The organism is Mycolicibacterium brumae (assembly GCF_025215495.1).
In the GTDB taxonomy this organism is placed as follows: Bacteria; Actinomycetota; Actinomycetes; order Mycobacteriales; family Mycobacteriaceae; genus Mycobacterium; species Mycobacterium brumae.
Genome location: NZ_CP104302.1, coordinates 3,539,925 through 3,559,923, shown reverse-complemented (window position 1 = coordinate 3,559,923; position 19,999 = coordinate 3,539,925). Strand labels below are relative to the sequence as shown.

Sequence of the window (19,999 nt, the reverse complement as noted above, 5' to 3'; positions counted from 1 at the left end):
AGTGAGCAGGATGGGCGCGACGCCGACGCTGGCCGTGATCGGTGACGGCGTCATCGGTCTCTCGGTGGCGCGCCGAGCGCTGCGCGACGGCTGGTCGGTGCGGGTGCACCGCGGCGAGGACCCGGGCGCGTCCTGGGTCGCCGGCGGCATGCTGGCCCCGCACAGCGAGGGCTGGCCCGGCGAGGAGCAGCAGCTGCGGATCGGGCTGGCGGCGCTGGACCTGTGGCGCGCAGAGGGCCCCGACAGCTACCGCCACGGACTGCCCGAGCAGATCGTCACCGCGCGCGAGTCCATGGTCGTCGCCGTCGACCGCGCCGACGTCGCGGACCTGCGGACCGTCGCCAACTGGCTTGCCGCGCAAGGGCACCCGGTGACCCTGACCGCCGCGGCCCGCGATATCGAACCGATGCTGGCCACCGGTGTGCGACACGGATTCGTGGCCGGCACCGAGATGGCCGTCGACAACCGCCGCCTGGTCGACGCGCTGACCGCCGAATGCGAACGCCTCGGAGCCAGTTGGGGCTCGCCGGTCACCGACCTGTCCGAGACCGACGACGTCGATCAGCGGGTGATCGCCAACGGCATCGACGCGCCCAAACTGGCGCCCGAACTACCGGTCCGCCCGGTCAAGGGCGAAGTGCTGCGGCTGCGCTGGCGGCCGGGCTGCCTGCCGCCGCCGCAGCGGGTCATCCGCGCCCGGGTGCACGGCCGGCCGGTGTATCTGGTGCCGCGCGCCGACGGCGTGGTGGTGGGCGCCACCCAGTACGAGCACGGCCGGGACACCGCGCCGTCGGTGGCCGGGGTGCGCGACCTGCTGGAGGACGCCTGCGCGGTGCTGCCCGCCCTCGGCGAGTACGAGATGGCCGAGGCGGCCGCCGGACTGCGCCCGATGACCCCCGACAACCTGCCGGTGGTCCGGCGACTCGATCACCGCACCCTGGCCGCTGCCGGGTTGGGCCGCAACGGATTTCTGCTCGCCCCGTGGGCGGCGCAGCGGATCGCCGAAGAGCTGCGGAAAGAAGAACTGCCGAAAGGAGACGAACGGTGAAACTGATCGTCAACGACGAAGAGGTCGAGGTCGGCGACGGGTCGACCATCACCGGACTGCTGGCCCAGCTGGGCTTCCCGGAGAAGGGCATCGCCGTCGCCGTCGACTGGACGGTGCAGCCCAAGTCGCACTGGGACGAGCCGCTGACCGACGGAGCCCGGGTGGAGGTCGTCACGGCGGTGCAGGGTGGCTAACCCGCCCGAGCCGCTGGTCATCGCCGACCGGAGCTTCGGCTCCCGGCTGATCCTGGGCACCGGCGGCGCCACCAGCCTGGCCGTGCTGGAAGAGGCGCTGGTGGCTTCGGGCACCGAGCTGACCACCGTGGCCATGCGGCGGGTGGACGCCGAGGCCGGCACCGGGGTGCTCGACCTGCTGCGCCGACGCAACATCACGTTGTTGCCCAACACCGCGGGTTGCCGCAGCGCCGCCGAAGCGGTGCTCACCGCCCGGTTGGCCCGCGAGGCGCTGGACACCAACTGGGTCAAGCTCGAAGTCATCGCCGACGAGCGCACCTTGCTGCCCGACGCCATCGAATTGGTCCGCGCCGCAGAGGAACTCGTCGACGACGGGTTCGTGGTGCTGCCGTACACCACCGACGACCCGGTGCTGGCGCGACGCCTGGAGGACACCGGCTGCGCCGCGGTGATGCCGCTGGGTTCGCCGATCGGCACCGGGCTGGGCATCGCCAACCCGCACAACATCGAAATGATCGTCGCCGCAGCCGGGGTGCCGGTCATCCTCGACGCGGGGATCGGCACCGCCAGCGACGCCGCGTTGGCCATGGAACTCGGCTGCTCGGCGGTGCTGCTGGCCAGCGCGGTGACCCGCGCCGAGGACCCGCCGGCGATGGCGGCCGCGATGGCGGCCGCGGTCACCGCCGGGCTGCTGGCCCGAAGCGCGGGGCGCATCCCGAAGCGGTTCTGGGCCCAGGCCTCCAGCCCCGACTCGGGCCTGATGACACAGGCGACCGGCTGCGAGTCCTAGCCCGTGATCGAACTCCGCGGCCTGACAAAGCATTACGGCTCGACGGTGGCCGTCGACGACCTGACCGCCACCATCGAACCGGGTGTCGTCACCGGCTTCCTCGGCCCCAACGGGGCCGGGAAATCCACCACCATGCGGATGATCCTCGGCCTGGACCGCCCCGACGCGGGCAGCGCCACCATCGACGGTCGCCGCTACCGGGACCTGGACCGGCCGCTGCGCACCGTCGGCGCGCTGCTGGACGCCCGGCAGTTCCAGCCGACCCGGTCGGTGCGTGCCCACCTGCGCTGGATCGCCGCCGCGGACGGCATCCCGGCCGCCCGGGTCGATGAGGTGCTCGGCCAGGTCGGTCTCGACTCGGTCGCCGGGCGCAAGGCCGGAACGCTGTCGCTGGGGATGTGCCAGCGCTTCGGCATCGCCGGCGCGCTGCTCGGCGACCCGCGGGTGCTGCTGTTCGACGAACCGGTCAACGGATTGGATCCCGAGGGCATCCGCTGGGTGCGGACCCTGATGCGCGACCTGGCCGCCGAGGGCCGCACCGTGCTGGTGTCCTCGCATCTGCTCTCGGAGATGGCCGACACCGCCGACCAGCTGCTGGTCATCGGCCGCGGACGACTGGTCGCCGCCACCTCGGTCGCCGACTTCACCGCGGGCGCCTCCGCGTCGGCGGTGCGGGTGCGCAGCCCGCAGCGCGCCGAACTGCGTGACGTCTTGACCCACGCCGGGCACACCGTCTCCGACGACGGGGACGCGCTGATCGTCGCGGACACCGGCCCCGAGACCGTCGGCGAACTCGCCGCGGCCCACGGGCTGACGTTGCACGAGCTGACCGCGCGGCGGGCCTCGCTGGAGCAGGCCTACCTGGAGGTCACCGAGGCCGTCACCGACTACCAGGGGCGGAGCCGATGACCCGCGCGCTGGCCTCCGAATGGCGCAAGCTCATCAGCACCCGCACCCCGTTGTGGGCGGCCGTCGCGGTGGCGGCGCTCTCGCTCGGGGTGGCGCTGCTGCTCGGCTACACCGCCTACCCGTTGACCCCGATGGCCCCGGAGAAGGCCGCCACCGGCGTCGCGCTGCTCGGCGTCCCGGCGTTGATGGTGCTGGCCTCGATCTCGGTGACCGCCGAGTACCGCTCGGCGATGATCCGCACCACGTTCCTCGCCACCCCGAACCGCGCCGCGGTGCTGACCGCGAAGGCGCTCGTCGCCGCGGTGTGCTGCGCGGTGCTGGCGGCGCTGGCCACGCTCGGATCGGTCCTGGTCGCCCGGTGGGCGGCCGCGCCGCGGGCCGCGGCCGGACTGGACCTGGCGCACGCCGACACCTGGCGCGCCGTCGGGGCTGTGGCGCTGGTGGCCGCGCTGGCGGCCGTGGCCGCGGTCGGCGTCGCGGCGGTGCTGCGCGAGGCCGCAGCGACGGTGGCGGTGCTGCTGATGTGGCCACTGGTCATCGAGTCGGTGCTGGGCACGCTGCCGTCGATCTCCGCGCACGTCGGCCCGTACCTGCCGTTCGCCAATGGGTTGGCGTTCGCACGGGTGCCCGCGTTCACCGCCCCGTTCCCGATGGCCTGGGGCGAGCTCGGCAGCCTGGCCTACTTCACCGGCTTCGTCGCGGTGTGCTTCGCCGCGGGGCTGGTGGCGATCAGCCGTCGAGACGCGTGATCGCCCGCTCGCGGTGGCGCGGCGGCAAACGTGAGTGATCTCTCCGGACTGCCGCGCGGAGCACTCCCCGACAGCGGATAACGTGGACGCACATGGGGAGAAATTCCGGCGCCGCGATCCCGGCGATTGTGATGGCCGTGTTGCTCGCGTTCACCGTCGTTGGTTGCGGGCGTGACAAACCCGCCGACGGGTCGGAATCGGAGCGCGCCGCCGCGGCCGAGGAGTTCGCCCAGCAGCTGCACGGCGACGTGACCCTCGACGCCATGATGAGCCACCTCTGGTACCTGCAGGACATTGCTGACCGCAAGGGCGGCAACCGGGCGATCGGCAGCCCCGGCTACGACGCGAGCGTCGACTACGTCGCCACCCAGCTGCGTGAGGCGGGCTTCGAGGTCCGCACCCCGGAGTTCGAGGTCCGGCTGCCCAAGAGCGAACCGGGCACGGTCCGCGCCGGCGACGCGTCGTTCGTCGCGCACGCGCTGAACTTCTCCACCGGGACCACCCCGGACGGCGTCACCGGCGATCTGCTGGTGCTGCCCATCGAGGACGACAGCCCCGGCTGCGCCGACGACGATTACGCCGGCCTGGACGCGACCGGCGCGGTGGTGCTGGTCAACCGCGGCAAATGCCCGTTCGCCGACAAGCTGGCGGTGGCCACCAAGGCCGGCGCGGCCGCCGTCGTCGTCGCCGACACCACCGACGAGAAGCAGATGGGCGGCACCATCGGGGAGAACAGCGAAGTGAAGACCCCGATCGTCTCGGTCACCAAGGCCGACGGCGCCGCGCTGCGGGAGCACCCCGGCCCGGTCACCCTCACCGTCGAGGCCAGCGTGCAGGAAATCGCGGTCCGCAATGTCATCGCCCAGACCGAGACCGGCTCCAGCTCCGATGTGGTGATGGTCGGGGCGCACCTGGACTCGGTGCCCGAGGGCCCCGGCATCAACGACAACGGCTCCGGGGTGGCCGCGGTGCTGGAGACCGCGAAGAAACTCGGCCCGAAACCGGAGATCGCCAACGCGGTCCGGTTCGCGTTCTGGGGCGCCGAAGAGGTCGGCCTGGTCGGCAGCCAGAAGTACATCGAGACCCTCGACGAAGCCGAACTGCGCGATATCGCGCTGTACCTGAACTTCGACATGGTGGGTTCGCCGAACCCCGGCTACTTCACCATCGACGGTGACCAGTCCACCACGATCCCGCGGAACCAGCCGGTGCCGCGGGTGCCGGAAGGCTCGGCCGGCATCGAACGGTTGCTGTCGGGATACCTGCGCGGCCAGGGCAAGGAATCCCGGGACACCTCGTTCGACGGCCGATCGGACTACGACGCGTTCACCTTCGCCGGAATCCCGTCGGGCGGACTGTTCTCCGGCGCCGAGGGGGAGATGACCCGCGAGGAAGCCGAGCTGTGGGAGGGGCAGGCCGGCCAGCCCTACGACCCGAACTACCACAAGGACTCCGACACCCTGGAGCACATCAACAAGACCGCGATGGACATCCAGGGCCGCGGGGTGGCGTACGCCGTGGGTTACTACGCGCAGGACCTCGGCGGGCGCAACGGCGTTCCGGCGCGCGAGGACCGCACCCGGCACGTCGTCCCGCCCAGCTGAGCGGAACTGGGCACAACCCGTTACCCAACCGAGGCATGAGCCGAATACCCTGATCCGGTGATCGGATCCCGGCTGCTTGCGGCACTCTCGGCGACGGCCCTGCTGGCCGCCTGCACCACCTCGCAGCAGCCGACCGACGCCGAACCCGAAGCGCCGACCCCGCTGGCCGGTGAGCTCGCCACCAAGGTCACCACCGACGCCATGTGGGTGCACCTGGAGGCGCTGTCGCGGATCGCCAAGGCCAACCGCGGCAACCGCGCCGATGGCACGCCGGGCGGTGAGGCCAGCGTCGAATACGTGGTCAACACCCTGCGAGACAAGGGATTCGAGGTCTCCACGCCCGAGTTCAGCCGGGTTGAGACGGTGGACGTCGGGGATCCGAGCCTGACCGTGTCCGGCATGGTCTATCAGGTGGATCAGGCGTCCCTGCTGCTGCCGACTCCCAAGGGCGGGTTGACCGGGACGGTGGTCCAACCGGTCAAACCGGCCGGGTGCGCGGCCGCGGACTACCGCAAGGTCCCCAAGGGCGCGATCGCCGTCGTCGACGACACCGGATGCTCGGTCGGGGAGAAGGCCGCCGCGGCTTCGGAAGCCCGGGCGACGGCGGTCCTTGTGGTCAGCGATGGCGGCAGCAACGGCAGCCCGAAAGGACTGTTCGGCCGCAACTACTACGAAGGCCTGCCCATCCCGGTGGCGGTGATCGGCAGCTCCGCGGGCGCGGCGGCCCGCAAGTCCCAGAAACCGGTGAAACTGGTGCTCGACGGCAAGTCGGTCAAGCACACCTCACAGAACGTGTTGGCCCAGACCAAAACCGGGTCGACGGAGAACGTGGTGCTGGTCGGCGCCCACCTCGACAGCGTCACGGCCGGGCCCGGAATGAACGACAACGGCTCCGGGGTGGCCGCGGTGCTGGAGACCGCGCTGGCCCTGGGCCCGGAGCCCGCGGTGAACAACGCGGTGCGCTTCGCGTTCTGGGGCGCCGAAGAGCGCCAGGCCGCGGGCTCCATCGACTACGTGTACGGCCTGGACCGCGACGCGCTGAACGACATCGCCCTGTACCTGAACTTCGACATGGTGGGCTCGCCGAACGCCGGCTACTTCACCTACGACGGCGACCTGTCCGGACCGGCCGACGCCAACCCGGACCCCGACACCGTTCCGTACGGGTCCGCGGGCATCGAGCGGACGCTGGCCGGGTACCTGAACCTGGCCGGCAAGCGGCCCGCGGATTCGGGTTTGAACCAGCGCTCGGACCACCGGGTCTTCCTGAACTTCGGGGTCCCGGTCGGCGGAATCACCACCGGCGCAGACGAACTCAAGACCAAGACCCAGGCGCGGCTGTGGGGCGGGAAAGCCGGCCAGGCCTTCGACCCGAACTACCACAAGAAGACCGACACCCTGGAGCAGGTCAACCGGGACGCGATGGCCATCACCGGCCCGGCCGTCGCATTCGCCGTCGCGACCTACGCGTACTCGATCGAGGGCGTCAACGGGGTGCCCGCGCGGGACAAGCGACACCGCACCCCGTTGGCCAGGTGAGGCGCGCCAATGTCTGATGACCCGACGGATCCGTTCCGGGCGCAACCGGAACCGCGCACTCAGCGGATGGCCCGGCCGGCCCAACCGACCGAGCGATTCGAGCACCTGACGGAGCGCTTCGCCCCGCCGACGGCAGAGTTGGCCCCGCCGACGGAGCAGTTCGCTGCCCCGACGGAGAAGCTGGCCCGGCCGACGGACCCGCACGCCGAATACCGACGGCAGGCAGACCTGTTCTTCGCCGGGCAATCGGCGCCCCGGATCGCCCCCGCGGCGCCGCCGCAGCCCCCGGCCGGCCCGCTGATCTTCGACCTGCGGCCCTGGCACGCGCTGTGGGGAGTGTCCGTCCTGTGCCTGCTGGCCGCGTTGTTCTCCGACTCGATGTTCGGCTGGATGCTGCTGGCGGTGGCCTTCGGCGTCGGCGGCTGGTGGGCGATGCGGAAACGGGTCGGCTGGCCGCCGGACGTCCGCGAGACGCTGACGCGTCGACGCCTGGCGCCGCCCACGCCCGCCGGCGCGCAGCCACCCGCCGCGCCACCGATCCCGTTCCGGCCCATGACCGTTTCGGAGCTGTTCACCGGCAGTCTGCGGATCATGGCCCGCAACTGGCCCACCCTGGTCGGCATCCCGGTGGCCCTGCTGTTCGGCGTCGTACTGGTCGTCTACGCCTTCGCGATGGCCATCGGGCACTTCGTGTTCGACACGGCGTCGTCGCTGGCCGGTGGGTCGCTGCTCAGCGGTGACCTGATGTCGAACATGATGATCCTCTACGTCGTGTTTCTCGTGGTGATCGCCGCGATCGGGCTGCCCGCCGACGCGCTGCTGATCGCGCTGTCGGTCAGCGCCACCGAGGACGCGGTGCGCGGCCGCGGCATCCGGTTCGGCGCGGTGCTGCGCCGGGCTCGGCGCCGGATCTTCGCCGTCTGTCGACTGACCCTGGTGTTCTACGCGGTGATCTTCCTGACCGACATCGTGATGATGTTCGCGGTCGGCGCCGCGGTGATGGCCGGGGCGCCGGAGATGCTGAACTATCTGGCGCTGGTGGCGGCGCTCGGCGTCTTCGCGTTCGGGGTGCTGTTCAGCCTGTCGCCGATCGTGCTGGTGGTCGAAGGCCGCGGGGTGTTCGACTCGTTGCGCCGGTCGGCGACGATGTCGAAACCGGCGTGGGGTCGGATCCTGGGGATCCACCTGCTGTGGGTGGTGTGCGTCTTCCCGCTGGTGTTCGGCGGGTTCTTCGTCGGCTTCAATGTGCTGTACTTCGCGCTGGCGCTGGGAGTGATGATCGCCTGGGTTCGGGTGCTGCAGGTGCTCGTCTACACCGATCTGCGGATGCGGCAGGAGCACTACGAGCAGCAACTCATCGCCGAGTGGACGCAGAACACCGGGCGGATGCCGTTGTGACGCGATTCAACGTCCCGCCGGGCTGGCCGCCACCGGCGCCGGGGTGGTTCCCCGACCGGGCCTGGGCGCCGGATCCGGCTTGGCCGCCGGCTCCGCCCGGATGGCAGTTCTTCGTCGACGAACCCGCCGCAGCCGTGAGACAACCGTCGGTGGTCGGCGGCTGGCTGGCGCGGTTCGCCGCGCTGCCCAAGCCGCTGTCGATCGGCGTCGTCGCGGTGCTGGTGGTCAGTCTGCTGACCCTCGGCTTCAACCGGGCGATGCAGCCCGAGGTGATCGTGCTCAAACCCGTCGACCAGCGCGGAAACATTGTGTACGACGAGATCGACTGGGACCTGCGCACCCCGAGCATCGAAGTCGACTGCTCCGGCGGCTGGCCGTCGCCATTCGACGTCAGCGGCCACGCGCGTTCCTGCGGCTCGAACGCCGACGCCACCTTCGCCTGCTTCCGCGACGAGGACGCGGCCCTGATCGCGTGCGTGCAGGATCCGTTCGCCGAGGAGTTGGCTTACATATCGGCCACCGGCCTGGATGAGCCGCGCCAGCCGCTGAAGGAGGATCCGCGCCCGCTCGGCCTGGAGCTCAGCGACGGCGCGCAGTGCCAGGCGCGCACCGGCGGCGCCTGGGGCTCACCCACCCAGCACCCGGATTGGATCGGCTACTACGGCTGCCGCTATCCCGATGACGAGGACGCCTTCGCCGCCGTCTGGGGGCCCGGTGACCGGGACAACGGCATCGACAAGGGCATCGGGGGCTGGAAGGTGTCGGTCGGCTCCGGCGAGGGGAAACTTAAAACCGAGCGGGTCACCAAGGTCATCTACGTGGGAACCACCTGACGCGCCCAGGGAACGCCTCAGGCTTCAGCTGTAGTTGTAAGCGCTGAGCGGGAACGTCTTCGCTTCGCGGAACGCGTTCGCCGTCGACGTCGGGCGCAGCAGCGTCGCCTCACCGGCGTGGTTGAAGTAGTAGGACCGCGCGCTCGCGCAGTCACCCGCGTAGAACACCGTGTCATCCAGGTGCGACGTCATCCGGGCCAGGAAGTCGGCGTTGGCCTCTTCGGAGACCTCCACGGTCTGCTTGCCGCGGCGTTGCGCCTCGCCGAGCACCCGCTGCAGGTGGATCATCTCGCATTCGATGGTGGTGAAGTAGGACAGGCCGCTGTAGGAGTATGGTCCGGCCAGGTTGAACAAGTTCGGGAACTCCGGGACCGAGATGCCCTGATAGGCCTGGAACCTGTTGTCCCGCCACCACTTCCCGAGGTTCCGGCTGCCGCGTCCGATGACCTCGATGGCCGGGAAATTCGCGTCCCACAGGTCGAATCCGGTGGCCAACACCAGGGTGTCGATGTCGACCTGCTGGCCGTCGAGGGTGCGGATGCCGTCGGCGGTGATCTGCTCGATCCCGCCGGCTTGCAGGGACACGTTCGGCTTGTTGAAGGCGCGGTAGTACTCGTTGGAGAAAGTGGGGCGTTTGCAGCCGAAGTCGTAGTCCGGCTTCAGCGCGTCGCGCACCTTCGGGTCGCGGACACTGAGTCGGCGGAACAGGTGCGCCGCGCCGGCCGCGATCCGGTTGACCGGGTTCAGCTGCCGGAAGTGCAGCACGCCGACCACCATGATCACCTCGTAGACCAGATCGGTGACCGTGCGGGCGCCCTTCTGCGCCAACGGGATCCGATTGAACACGCTGCGAACCGGCGCGGGGATGGCGAAGTCCACCTTCGGCGTCACGTAGATCGGGGTGCGCTGGAACACCGTCAGCTCGTCGGCGGTCTTGGCCAGTTCCGGAATCAACTGCACCGCCGTCGCCCCGGTGCCGATGATCGCGATCTTGCGGCCGGACAGGTCCAGGTCCGGATCCCACGCCGTGGTGTGCACGATCTGGCCCGCGAAATCGGTGATGCCGGGGATGTCCGGGGTGTGCGGTTGGGACAGGTATCCGGTGGCGGCGATCAGAATCCGCGGGTTCAGGGTCTGCCCGTCGTCGAGGGTGAGCCGCCAGCGCTGCTGCTCCTCGTCCCACTGCGCGCTTTCGGCGCTGACCCCGAAGCGCATGAGCCTGCGCACGTCGTACTTGTCGGCGACGTGCTCGGCGTAGCGCTTGAGCTCCGCGCCGGGCGCGAACAATCGCGACCAATTGGGATTGGGTTCGAAGGAGTAGCTATAGGTGGTGCTCGGGATGTCGACGGCCAGGCCGGGGTACCGGTTGACATGCCAGGTGCCCCCGAGGTCGTCTTCGCGTTCGACGATGACGATGTCGTCGATGCCGATCCTGCGCAGCGCGATGGCCGCGCCGATGCCGCCGAATCCAGCGCCGATGATGACGGCTTCCGGGAAGTTCTCCATAGGTCGACGGTACCGCAGGTACCGCCTATTCGACAGGTGTCAGCAGTCGCAGCGCGGCGTCCACGGCGAGGGCCGGAACGTCGGGCAGCGTGCCCGGCGCCGGGCCGGAGCGAGGCCGGCGGGGAATGAGGTCATGCCCGGCGTTGGCGATCTCCACGATCTCGGTCTCCGCCCTGATCAGCGTCGCCGCGGTGGCGAGTTCCTCGATGCTGCCGAAGGGATCCCGCGCGCCCTGGGTGAACACCGTCGGCGCGGTGATGTCCGGCAGATGCTCGGTGCGCAGTCGCTCCGGCTTGCCCGGCGGGTGCAGCGGATAGGAGAACAGCGTCAGCACGGCGACCTCGAGGCCGCCGGCGACCGCCATCGACGTCATCCGGCCGCCATAGGAATGGCCGCCCGCGATCACCGGCCCGAGGGCCAGGCCGCGCGCCCACCCGACCGCCTCGGCGACGCCGGCCTGGTCGGCCGCGGCCGACCCCGACGGCGGTCCCTTCGGCCGTCGGCGTCGGTAGGGCAGGTTGTACCGGACCGCCAGCCACCCGCGCGCCGCCCATTCGTCGCAGACCCGGACCAGCGTCGGGGTGTCCCGGTTGCCGCCTGCGCCGTGCGTGAGCACGACGACCCCCGCCGGGCTGCCGTCGGGTGAGTGCGCGACGCCGTCGATGGCGTCCGGGCCGGTCATGATCGCAGGCGGAACAGCGCGTTGACCGGGCCGTGCCCGTGGCCCAGCGGGTACGCGGCGCGCAGACATTCGGTGACCCAATCCTTGGCGAACGCGACCGCCTCGGGCACCGAGTAGCCGTGCGCCAGCGCGCAGGTGGTGGCCGCCGCCAGGGTGTCGCCGGCCCCGTGATCGTGGCCGGTGTCGATCCGCTGGGTGTTGAACTCGAAGAACCCGGTCCCGTCGTAGAGCAGGTCCGGGCTGCCCGCCGACGAGCGCAGATGCCCACCTTTGACCAGCACCCACTGCGGGCCCAGGTCGTGCAGGGCCCGGGCGGCGTCGCGCTGGCTGGCGTCGTCGACGACGTCGATGCCCACCAGCAACCGCACCTCGTCGAGGTTCGGCGTGATCACGGTGGCCAACGGGAACAGCACGTTGCGCAGCGAATCCAGGGCGCTGTGGTGCAGCAGCGGGTCGCCGTGCATGGAGGCGCACACCGGGTCCACCACCAGCGGGACCGTCAGCTTCTCAGACGTCCAGGTGTGGGCCACGGTCTCGATGATCTCCGCCGACGCCAGCATTCCGGTCTTGGCCGCCGAAATGCCGATATCGGAGGTCACCGCCGCGATCTGGCCCGCGATGATGTCGGTCGGGATCTCATGGAATGCCCTGACCCCCACCGAGTTCTGCACGGTGACCGCGACGACGGCCACGCAGCCGTGCAGTCCGAGCATGGCGAAGGTGCGCAGATCGGCCTGGATGCCGGCGCCGCCGCCGGAATCGGAGCCGGCGATGGTCATCACCCGGACGGGGGGCTCTCCGGGCGGGGATAGCGGAAGCAGGTTCACACCCGCGATCCTCGCAGAGTGGGCTCGATCGGGAGGTAGACCTGATTGCCGTGTTGGGCGAACTCTGCCGATTTCGCGTCCATCCCGGCCTGCGCGACGGCGGCGCTGCCGTCGCCGTAGGCGTCCCGGATGTCCTGGGTGATCCGCATCGAGCAGAACTTTGGGCCGCACATCGAGCAGAAGTGCGCGGATTTGGCGGGCTCGGCCGGCAGCGTCTCGTCGTGGTAGGCACGCGCGGTGTCGGGATCCAGGGACAGCGCGAACTGGTCGTGCCAACGGAATTCGAAGCGCGCCCGGCTCAGCGCGTCATCGCGCAGCTGCGCCCGCGGGTGGCCCTTGGCGAGGTCGGCGGCGTGCGCGGCGATCTTGTAGGCGATCACCCCGTCTTTGACGTCCTTGCGGTCCGGCAGCCCCAGGTGCTCCTTGGGCGTGACGTAGCAGAGCATCGCGGTGCCGGCCTGGGCGATGATCGCGGCGCCGATCGCCGAGGTGATGTGGTCATAGGCCGGCGCGATGTCGGTGGCCAGCGGGCCCAGGGTGTAGAACGGGGCCTCCTCGCAGAGCTCCTCCTCCAGTCGCACGTTCTCCACGATCTTGTGCATCGGCACGTGACCGGGGCCTTCGATCATCACCTGTGCGCCATGGGATTTCGCGATCTTGGTGAGCTCACCCAGGGTGCGGAGTTCGGCGAACTGAGCGGCGTCGTTAGCGTCGGCGACGCAGCCCGGGCGCAGGCCGTCGCCGAGGGAGAAGGTGACATCGTAGCGGGCGAGAATCTCGCAGAGCTCGTCAAAATTGGTGTACAGGAACGATTCCCGGTGGTGGGCCAGGCACCAGGCGGCCATGATCGAGCCGCCCCTGCTGACGATGCCGGTCACCCGGTTGGCCGTCAGCGGGACGTAGCGCAGCAGCACGCCGGCGTGCACGGTCATGTAGTCCACGCCCTGCTCACACTGCTCAATCACGGTGTCGCGGTACAGCTCCCAGGTCAGTTTGGTGGGATCGCCGTTGGTCTTCTCCAGCGCCTGATAGATCGGCACGGTCCCGACCGGGACCGGAGAATTGCGCAGGATCCATTCGCGGGTTTCGTGAATGTTCTTGCCGGTGGACAGATCCATGATGGTGTCCGCGCCCCAGCGGGTCGCCCACACCATCTTGTCGACCTCCTCGCCGATCGACGAGGTCACCGCGGAGTTGCCGATATTGGCGTTCACCTTCACCCCGAACGCCTTGCCGATGATCATCGGTTCGCTCTCGGGGTGGTTGTGGTTGGCCGGGATGACGGCGCGGCCGCGGGCCACCTCGGCGCGGACCAACTCCGGGTCGACACCTTCCCGGACGGCGATGAACGCCATCTCGGCGGTGATCTCCCCGGCGCGGGCCCGCTGCAGCTGGGTGCCGCGATCGGCCACGATGCCCGGTCGAGGCGGCAGCCCGCGTTCCAGGTCGATGGCGGCGTGACTGTCGGTGTACGGACCCGAAGTGTCGTAAAGGTCCAGGTGTTCGCCGTTGGTCAGGTTCACCCGGCGGAACGGGACCCGGGCGCCGTCGGGCAGGGTTTGGTACGCCTTTTCGCTGCCCTCGATGGGCCCGGTGGTGATTGACGGGTCAACAGAAACACTCATCGCAATCCTCCCTACGCCGGCATTACCCGGACAGGTTCATACGGTCGACGGCCCCAGCCGTCCTCTCAGCGCTTTCGGATAGCGCTCCCGTGGTACCCCGCCAATGTAACCCAAGTCACCGCCGGGCGGTGCGGGTGGGCGGCGGCAGTCAGCTCAGTTCGACCAGAACCGGGGCGTGATCGCTCGGAGCGGTGGCGCCCTTCTTGGGCCGACGCTCGTCCTTCACGATCTCGGCGGCCGACACCCGCGACGCCAGTCCCGGCGAGCCGAGGATGAAGTCGATCCGCATGCCGCGGCGCTTCTGGAACGCCAACTGGGTGTAGTCCCAGTAGGTGTACACCCCCGGACCCGGGGTGTAGGGCCGCACCACGTCGGTGAACCCGGCGTCGGCCATCGCGGTGAACGCGGCCCGCTCCGGCGCGGACACGTGCGTCTTACCGTCGAAGGCGGCCATATCCCAGACGTCGTCATCCTCCGGGGCGATGTTCCAGTCACCCACCAGCGCGATCGGCGCCGACGGATCCGCGGCCAGCCAGCCGGAGGCGGTGTCCCGCAGCGCGGCAAGCCATTCCAGCTTGTAGGCCAGGTGCGGGTCGGTCAGCGAACGACCGTTGGGCACGTACAGGCTCCACACCCGCACCCCGCCGCAGGTCGCGCCGATCGCGCGGGCCTCCACCGTCGGGTCGATCCCGTCCTTGCCGAATTCGGGCTGACCGTCGAAGCCGATCTGCACATCGTCGAGCCCGATCCGGGAGGCGATCGCCACCCCGTTCCACTGGCTGAGCCCGACGTGCGCGATCTCGTAGCCGAGCGCCTCGAACGCCAGCGCGGGGAACTGCGCGTCGGTGCACTTGGTCTCCTGCATGGCCAGCACGTCGACGTCGCCGCGGGCCAGCCAGTCGGTCACTCGTTCCACCCGGGTGCGGATGGAGTTGACGTTCCAGGTCGCCAGGCGCATGCGTGGTCCTCTCGGTGCCAAATGAAGCCGAACGAAATCAGTGGCCGAACGGGTCGGCGACCTCGCCGGGCATCCAGGCCAGCCCGGGCACGCCCCAGCCGTTGCGTTTGACGGTCTTCTTCGACGCGCGGGCGTGCCGGCCGATCAAGGTGTCGATGTAGAGGAAGCCGTCCAGGTGCCCGGTTTCGTGCTGCAGCATCCGGGCGAACAGACCGTTGCCCTCCAGTTCGATGGGGGAGCCGTCGGCGTCCAGGCCGGTGACCTTCGCCCAGGTCGCCCGGCCGGTCGGGAAGGACTCGCCGGGCACTGACAGGCAGCCCTCGTCGTCGTTGTCGGGGTCAGGCATGGTCTCGGGGATCTCCGAGGTTTCCAGCACCGGGTTGATGACGACGCCGCGGCGACGTTTGGTCTGCCCGCGGTCATCGGCGCAGTCGTAGACGAACAGCCGCAGCGGCACGCCGATCTGGTTGGCGGCCAGGCCGACTCCGTTGGCCGCGTCCATCGTTTCGTACATGTCCTCGATCAGCGCCGGGAGGTCAGCCGGGAGGCTGCCGTCGGCGCCGACGGGCACGGGCTGGGTGGGGTTGTGCAACACGGGGTCGCCGACGATGACGATTGGTCTGACTGCCATGATCTCCCAAGCTTAAATCGCGACCGACGCGCGCCGACATGTGGCCGGTCGGCGCCGCGGGGCGTGATTGAATAACGGCCGAACTACAAGTTTGTCATTCGGTGGGCAGCGGAGGAGGACCAGCCGGGATGAGGGACAACGCCGCAGCTCCGGTCGAGCTTGATTCGAGCGAACCCGCCGACGGCCTGACGCGACGCGAACACGACATCCTGGCTTTCGAGCGGCAATGGTGGAAGTACGCCGGCGCGAAGGAAGAGGCCATCAAGGAGCTGTTCTCCATGTCGGCCACCCGCTACTACCAGGTGCTCAACGCGCTGGTCGACCGACCGGAGGCGCTGGCCGCCGATCCGATGCTGGTCAAGCGGCTGCGACGGGTCCGGGCGACCCGCCAGAAAGCCAAGGCCGCGCGTCGGCTCGGCTTCGAACTGAGCTGACGATTCCCAGTTTCGCCTAACCCACCGATATGGTGGACGCGATGAACGAGCGCGTACCAGATTCCTCGGGGCTCCCGCTGCGGGCCATGGTGATGGTGTTGATCTTCCTTGGCGGGGTTTTCCTGCTGGTGGCCTTCCAGGCGATGTCCTCCAGCGGGCCGTCGACCAGCACGTCGGCGACCACGTCACAGAGCACGTCGGCGAACGCGGAGACCACCACCTCGGAGGCCCCCGCGCCGAAGCCTGAGGTCCGGGTCTACAACATCTCGGAGGTCGAAGGCGCCGCCGCCCGCGTCGCCGAGCAGCTGACCGGCGCCGAATGGGTGGTCAGCGAAACCGGCAACCTGGGCGAGCTCGTCGGCCCCGAAGGACCGCCGGAATTGCCCGGTGTGGTCGAGAACACGGTCTACTACGGTGAGGCCGAGGGCGAGAAGGAAGCCGCCGAGGAGATCGGCACTCTGCTGCAGGCCCCGGTGCACCCGCGCTCGCCCGAAATTTCCTGGCAGCCACCCGGCGTGATCGTCGTCGTCACCGGCTAGGCTCTAGAGCCATGGTCAAGCCCGCGTTCCCAGAGCCCTGGGGTAAGTCAGCCGTCGCAGTCCTGTTCGCCGCACCTGTCGCGCTGCTGAGCGCGTGTGCGCCTCCCGGAGAGGTGCCCGCCGACGCGCCGGGCACCACCCCGTCGGTGTGGACCGGCTCGCCCGCGCCGGGCAGCGGCGCCGAAAGCCACGGCGAAGAGTCCAGCGGCTCCGAGGCGCTGGTCGTGCCGCTGCGCAACGTCGGCGGCGCCGAGGTGGCCACCGCGACCTTCGATTTCGAGTCCGGCTTCGTCAAGGTGACCGTCGAGACCACCGGGACCGCGGCGCTGACCCCCGGCTTCCACGGCCTGCACATCCACGCGGTCGGCAAGTGCGAGCCGAGCTCCACCGCCCCGGCCGGTGGCGCCCCGGGCGCGTTCCTGTCCGCCGGCGGCCATTTCCAGGCCCCCGGGCATTCCGGACACCCGATGAGCGGCGACCTGAGCTCCCTGCAGGTCCGCGAAGACGGTTCCGCGCTGCTGGTCACCACCACCGACGCGTTCACCGAGGACGATCTGAAGGCCGGCTCCGGAACCGCCATCATGATCCACGAGGGCGCCGACAACTTCGCGAACATCCCGGACCGCTACTCCGCCGACGGCGTCGCGGGCCCGGATGCGAACACCATGGCCACCGGTGACGCCGGATCCCGGGTGGCCTGCGGTGTCATCAGCGCCGGCTAACGTCGAACGCATCCCCTTCGAGGGGTCCCCGCGGCCCACGCTGGGCGTGGAGTGGGAGTTCGCCCTCGTCGACGCCCAGACGCGCGACCTGTCCAATCAGGCCGCCTCGGTGATCGCCGAGATCGGCGAGAACCCGCATGTGCACAAGGAGTTGCTGCGCAACACCATCGAGGTCGTCACCGGGGTCTGTGACACCGTGCCGGCCGCGATGGCGGACCTGCGCTCCACCCTCCAGGTGGTGCGGAACGTGGTGCGCAACAATGGCATGGAGCTGTTCTGCGCGGGCACCCACCCGTTCGCGCAGTGGGAGGCCCAGGAACTGACCGAGGGCCCGCGGTACGCCGAGCTGATCAACCGCACCCAGTGGTGGGGCCGGCAGATGCTGATCTGGGGCGTGCACGTGCACGTCGGGGTGTCCTCGGCGCACAAGGTGATGCCGATCATCTCCTCCCTGCTCAACCAGTACCCCCACCTGCTGGCGCTGTCCGCGTCGTCGCCGTGGTGGGAGCACGAGGACACCGGCTATGCGAGCAACCGCGCGATGATGTTCCAGCAGTTGCCGACCGCGGGCCTGCCGTTCCAGTTCCAGACCTGGAGCGAGTTCGAGGGCTTCGTCGGCGACCAGAAGAAGACCGGCATCATCGACCACATCAACGAGATCCGTTGGGACATCAGGCCGTCGCCGCACCTGGGCACCATCGAGGTCCGGATCTTCGACGGGGTGTCCAATCTGCGCGAGCTCTCCGCGCTGGTGGCGCTGACGCACTGCCTGATCGTCGACCTCGACCGGCGCCTGGACGCCGGCGAGGAACTCCCGACGATGCCGCCGTGGCATGTGCAGGAGAACAAGTGGCGCGCGGCCCGCTACGGCCTGGACGCCGTCATCATCCTGGACGCCGACAGCAATGAGCGCCTGGTCACCGAGGACCTCGACGACCTGCTGACCCGGCTGGAGCCGATCGCGCGCTCGCTGGACTGCGCCGACGAGTTGCGCTCCGTCGCGGATATCCCGCGCACCGGAGGCTCCTACCAGCGGCAGCGACGGGTCTCCGAGGAACACGAGGGCGACCTTCGGGCCGTCGTCGACGCGCTGATCGGCGAGCTGGACCTGTAGCGCCATGCCGCCGACGCCGATGTTTCCGCTGCAGTCGGCGTTGCTGCCGGGCGAGACACTGCCGCTGCGGATCTTCGAGCCGCGGTACTCGGAGTTGGTCTCGCACTGCCTGGCCGGTGATGGCCGCTTCGGGGTGGTGCTGATCGCCGCGGGCGCCGAGGTCGGCGGCGGTGACCGGCGCAACGACGTCGGGGTGCTGGCCCGGATCACCTCGCACGTCGCGCACGGCGATGGCCGCTATTCGCTGAATTGCGCGCTGACCCAGCGCATTCGGGTGCTGCGCTGGCTGCCGGACAATCCCTATCCGGTGGCGGACACCCAAGCCTGGCCGGATCCGCCCGCGTCGGTGTCGGCCGCTGACCTCGCGCGCCTCGAAGACGACATCTGGGCCCTGCTGCAGACCATCGCCGGGGTACGGGGATTCCGGCTGCGCCGCCGCGCCGAGGTGCTCGGGACCGGCGCCGGCGACGACGGGCAGCGGCTCTTCGATCTGGCCGCCCGGGTGCCGATCGGCCCGGCCGACCGCTATGCGGTGCTCGCCGCGCCGGGACCGGTCGAGCGACTGGCGGTGCTGCGCGAGGCCGTCGAGACGGTGTCCGACCTGGTGAGATTCCAGCTTTCGGAGGAGTAGGCCGAGCCTACCGAGCCTGCGATGGCCGGATCCGGCCAGCGATTCCGCACCCGACCGGTGAGGACAACCTGAGTCGGCGCCACCTCCCGCGGTGCGCGACGATGAAGCGATGGAATCCCCGGGCCGCGATCTGAGCCGCTGGGCGCTGATCAGCATCGCTGCCGCAGTCGTGACGATCGCTCTGAAGACCGCCGCCTGGCAGCTCACCGGATCCGTCGGCCTGCTGTCGGACGCCGCGGAGTCGGTGGTGAACCTGGTCGCCGCCGTCATCGCCTTCATCGCGCTGAAGATCGCCGCCCGCCCGCCGGATGCCCGCCGCAACTTCGGCTACTTCAAGAGCGAGTACTTCGCGGCCACCATCGAAGGCCTGATGATCGCCGTCGTTGCGACGGTCATCATCGTCAGCGCCGTCGACCGACTGGCCCACCCGCGCGAACTCGAGCAGGTGGGCGTCGGCCTGCTGATCTCCGTGCTGGCCAGCGCCGTCAACGGGGGCGTCGCGGTGCTGCTCATCCGGACCGGGCGCCGGCACCGGTCGATGGCGCTGGAGGCCGACGGCAAGCACCTGATGACCGATGTGTGGACCACCGCCGGGGTGATCATCGGCGTCGGGCTCGTCGCGGTCACCGGCTGGCTGTGGCTGGACGCCGTGGTGGCGATCGCCGTCGCCGTCAACATCCTGGTGATCGGATTCTCGCTGGTCCGCCACTCCACCGCCGGGCTCATGGACACCGCCGTGCCCGACGAGGATCTGGCCGCCATCGAGGCGGTGCTCAACGAGTTCCGCAGCGACGAGGTCGAGTTCCACGATGTCCGCACCCGGGTGTCCGGCCGGCACAGCTTCGCGCAGTTGCACATGTTGGTGCCGGGTGCCTGGCTCGTGCAACGCAGTCACGACCTCGCCGAGGAGGTCGAATCCCGGCTGCGCGGCGCCGTCGACGGGCTGGTGCCGACCATTCACATCGAGCCCGTCGAGGACCCTCGGGCCTACGAGCCGTGGCGCCGCTGAGCGTTTGCCTTCGGGGGCGCGGGGGGTCCGTTTGAAGTTTGCGGACGTCAGTGTGGCGCCGAACGCGCGGGTGAAGTTCGCCGCGGCCTGCGAATCGAGTGAGGCGTGATGGCGGTTCGTGAGAACTGGTGGCGCGGCCGGTCATCGAGTGAGGCGCCAGGTAGGCGTTTGAGAACTGAGGTAGCTCGGTGAGACGTGAGGGCGGGGTTCTTCATTGAGTGAGACATGCGGGTGGGGGTTACTCGAACAACGTGTCC

Annotated in this window: 21 protein-coding genes and 1 riboswitch; of the genes, 15 read left to right on the top strand and 6 right to left on the bottom strand. The window is 69.9% G+C overall.

The annotated features are described in order from the left end of the window. Positions 1-10 precede the first annotated feature (10 nt). From thiO to L2Z93_RS17390, 9 genes are all read left to right on the top strand, one after another. A complete protein-coding gene (gene thiO, locus L2Z93_RS17430) occupies positions 11-1,048 on the top strand; it encodes a glycine oxidase ThiO (RefSeq protein WP_090588688.1) in 1,038 nt (345 codons plus the stop codon). Beyond that, positions 1,045-1,242 carry a sulfur carrier protein ThiS gene (thiS, locus tag L2Z93_RS17425; RefSeq protein WP_090588687.1) on the top strand — a complete coding sequence of 66 codons (198 nt, stop codon included), beginning with the start codon at positions 1,045-1,047 and terminating at the stop codon, positions 1,240-1,242. Before thiO ends, thiS begins: the two co-directional genes overlap by 4 nt. Positions 1,243-1,255: 13 nt before the next feature. Further along, positions 1,256-2,032 (top strand): thiazole synthase, encoded by a 777-nt coding sequence (gene thiG / locus L2Z93_RS17420; protein ID WP_090588913.1) that lies wholly within the window; start codon positions 1,256-1,258, stop codon positions 2,030-2,032. 3 nt (positions 2,033-2,035) lie between these two features. Continuing rightward, complete coding sequence (locus L2Z93_RS17415; RefSeq protein WP_090588686.1) at positions 2,036-2,941, top strand: ABC transporter ATP-binding protein; 906 nt, start codon at positions 2,036-2,038, stop codon at positions 2,939-2,941. Continuing rightward, positions 2,938-3,690, top strand: a complete 753-nt coding sequence (locus L2Z93_RS17410) for a hypothetical protein (protein ID WP_090588685.1) — start codon at positions 2,938-2,940, stop codon at positions 3,688-3,690. Before L2Z93_RS17415 ends, L2Z93_RS17410 begins: the two co-directional genes overlap by 4 nt. 92 nt (positions 3,691-3,782) lie before the next feature. Beyond that, positions 3,783-5,294 (top strand): M28 family metallopeptidase, encoded by a 1,512-nt coding sequence (locus L2Z93_RS17405; RefSeq protein WP_090588684.1) that lies wholly within the window; start codon positions 3,783-3,785, stop codon positions 5,292-5,294. A gap of 60 nt (positions 5,295-5,354) precedes the next feature. Beyond that, positions 5,355-6,833 carry a M28 family peptidase gene (locus L2Z93_RS17400; protein ID WP_090588912.1) on the top strand — a complete coding sequence of 493 codons (1,479 nt, stop codon included), beginning with the start codon at positions 5,355-5,357 and terminating at the stop codon, positions 6,831-6,833. A gap of 9 nt (positions 6,834-6,842) precedes the next feature. Further along, positions 6,843-8,231, top strand: coding sequence for a hypothetical protein (locus L2Z93_RS17395; protein ID WP_090588683.1), 1,389 nt, complete (start codon positions 6,843-6,845; stop codon positions 8,229-8,231). Then, the gene (locus tag L2Z93_RS17390) at positions 8,228-9,064 is read left to right on the top strand and encodes a hypothetical protein (protein ID WP_090588682.1); all 837 of its coding nucleotides are present in this window, start codon (positions 8,228-8,230) and stop codon (positions 9,062-9,064) included. The genes L2Z93_RS17395 and L2Z93_RS17390 overlap by 4 nt, the downstream gene beginning before the upstream one ends. Positions 9,065-9,088: 24 nt before the next feature. Here L2Z93_RS17390 and L2Z93_RS17385 read toward each other — a convergent pair whose 3' ends face one another. From L2Z93_RS17385 to L2Z93_RS17360, 6 genes are all read right to left on the bottom strand, one after another. After that, positions 9,089-10,570, bottom strand: a complete 1,482-nt coding sequence (locus tag L2Z93_RS17385) for a flavin-containing monooxygenase (RefSeq protein WP_090588681.1) — start codon at positions 10,568-10,570, stop codon at positions 9,089-9,091. A gap of 25 nt (positions 10,571-10,595) precedes the next feature. Further along, on the bottom strand, positions 10,596-11,252 hold the full coding sequence (locus L2Z93_RS17380; protein WP_090588680.1) for an alpha/beta hydrolase family protein: 657 nt from the start codon (positions 11,250-11,252) through the stop codon (positions 10,596-10,598). Next, positions 11,249-12,079 carry a bifunctional hydroxymethylpyrimidine kinase/phosphomethylpyrimidine kinase gene (thiD, locus tag L2Z93_RS17375; protein WP_090588679.1) on the bottom strand — a complete coding sequence of 277 codons (831 nt, stop codon included), beginning with the start codon at positions 12,077-12,079 and terminating at the stop codon, positions 11,249-11,251. Before thiD ends, L2Z93_RS17380 begins: the two co-directional genes overlap by 4 nt. Next, positions 12,076-13,704 (bottom strand): phosphomethylpyrimidine synthase ThiC, encoded by a 1,629-nt coding sequence (thiC, locus tag L2Z93_RS17370; protein WP_090588678.1) that lies wholly within the window; start codon positions 13,702-13,704, stop codon positions 12,076-12,078. Before thiC ends, thiD begins: the two co-directional genes overlap by 4 nt. Continuing rightward, positions 13,696-13,805, bottom strand: a riboswitch (TPP riboswitch). Its footprint overlaps the gene before it by 9 nt. A gap of 47 nt (positions 13,806-13,852) precedes the next feature. Continuing rightward, a complete protein-coding gene (locus tag L2Z93_RS17365; RefSeq protein WP_090588677.1) occupies positions 13,853-14,662 on the bottom strand; it encodes an exodeoxyribonuclease III in 810 nt (269 codons plus the stop codon). Between the two features lie 37 nt (positions 14,663-14,699). After that, a complete protein-coding gene (locus L2Z93_RS17360; protein WP_090588676.1) occupies positions 14,700-15,293 on the bottom strand; it encodes a peptide deformylase in 594 nt (197 codons plus the stop codon). Positions 15,294-15,421: 128 nt separating this feature from the next. On the opposite strand from L2Z93_RS17360, the gene L2Z93_RS17355 reads away from it, so the two are divergent. The 6 genes from L2Z93_RS17355 (at position 15,422) to L2Z93_RS17330 (ending at position 19,742) form a co-directional block, all read left to right on the top strand. After that, positions 15,422-15,727 carry a nucleoid-associated protein NapA gene (locus L2Z93_RS17355; RefSeq protein ID WP_090588675.1) on the top strand — a complete coding sequence of 102 codons (306 nt, stop codon included), beginning with the start codon at positions 15,422-15,424 and terminating at the stop codon, positions 15,725-15,727. A gap of 41 nt (positions 15,728-15,768) precedes the next feature. Further along, positions 15,769-16,266: a LytR C-terminal domain-containing protein gene (locus L2Z93_RS17350; RefSeq protein WP_090588911.1), complete on the top strand. Its 498-nt coding sequence runs from the start codon at positions 15,769-15,771 to the stop codon at positions 16,264-16,266. Positions 16,267-16,277: 11 nt separating this feature from the next. Next, positions 16,278-16,988 carry a superoxide dismutase[Cu-Zn] gene (gene sodC, locus L2Z93_RS17345; RefSeq protein ID WP_090588674.1) on the top strand — a complete coding sequence of 237 codons (711 nt, stop codon included), beginning with the start codon at positions 16,278-16,280 and terminating at the stop codon, positions 16,986-16,988. Beyond that, positions 16,969-18,102, top strand: a complete 1,134-nt coding sequence (locus L2Z93_RS17340) for a glutamate--cysteine ligase (protein ID WP_090588673.1) — start codon at positions 16,969-16,971, stop codon at positions 18,100-18,102. Before sodC ends, L2Z93_RS17340 begins: the two co-directional genes overlap by 20 nt. Before the next feature lie 4 nt (positions 18,103-18,106). Next, positions 18,107-18,733, top strand: a complete 627-nt coding sequence (locus tag L2Z93_RS17335) for an LON peptidase substrate-binding domain-containing protein (protein ID WP_090588672.1) — start codon at positions 18,107-18,109, stop codon at positions 18,731-18,733. A 109-nt stretch (positions 18,734-18,842) separates the two neighbouring features. Beyond that, complete coding sequence (locus tag L2Z93_RS17330) at positions 18,843-19,742, top strand: cation diffusion facilitator family transporter (RefSeq protein ID WP_090588910.1); 900 nt, start codon at positions 18,843-18,845, stop codon at positions 19,740-19,742. The last annotated feature ends 257 nt before the right edge of the window (positions 19,743-19,999 follow it).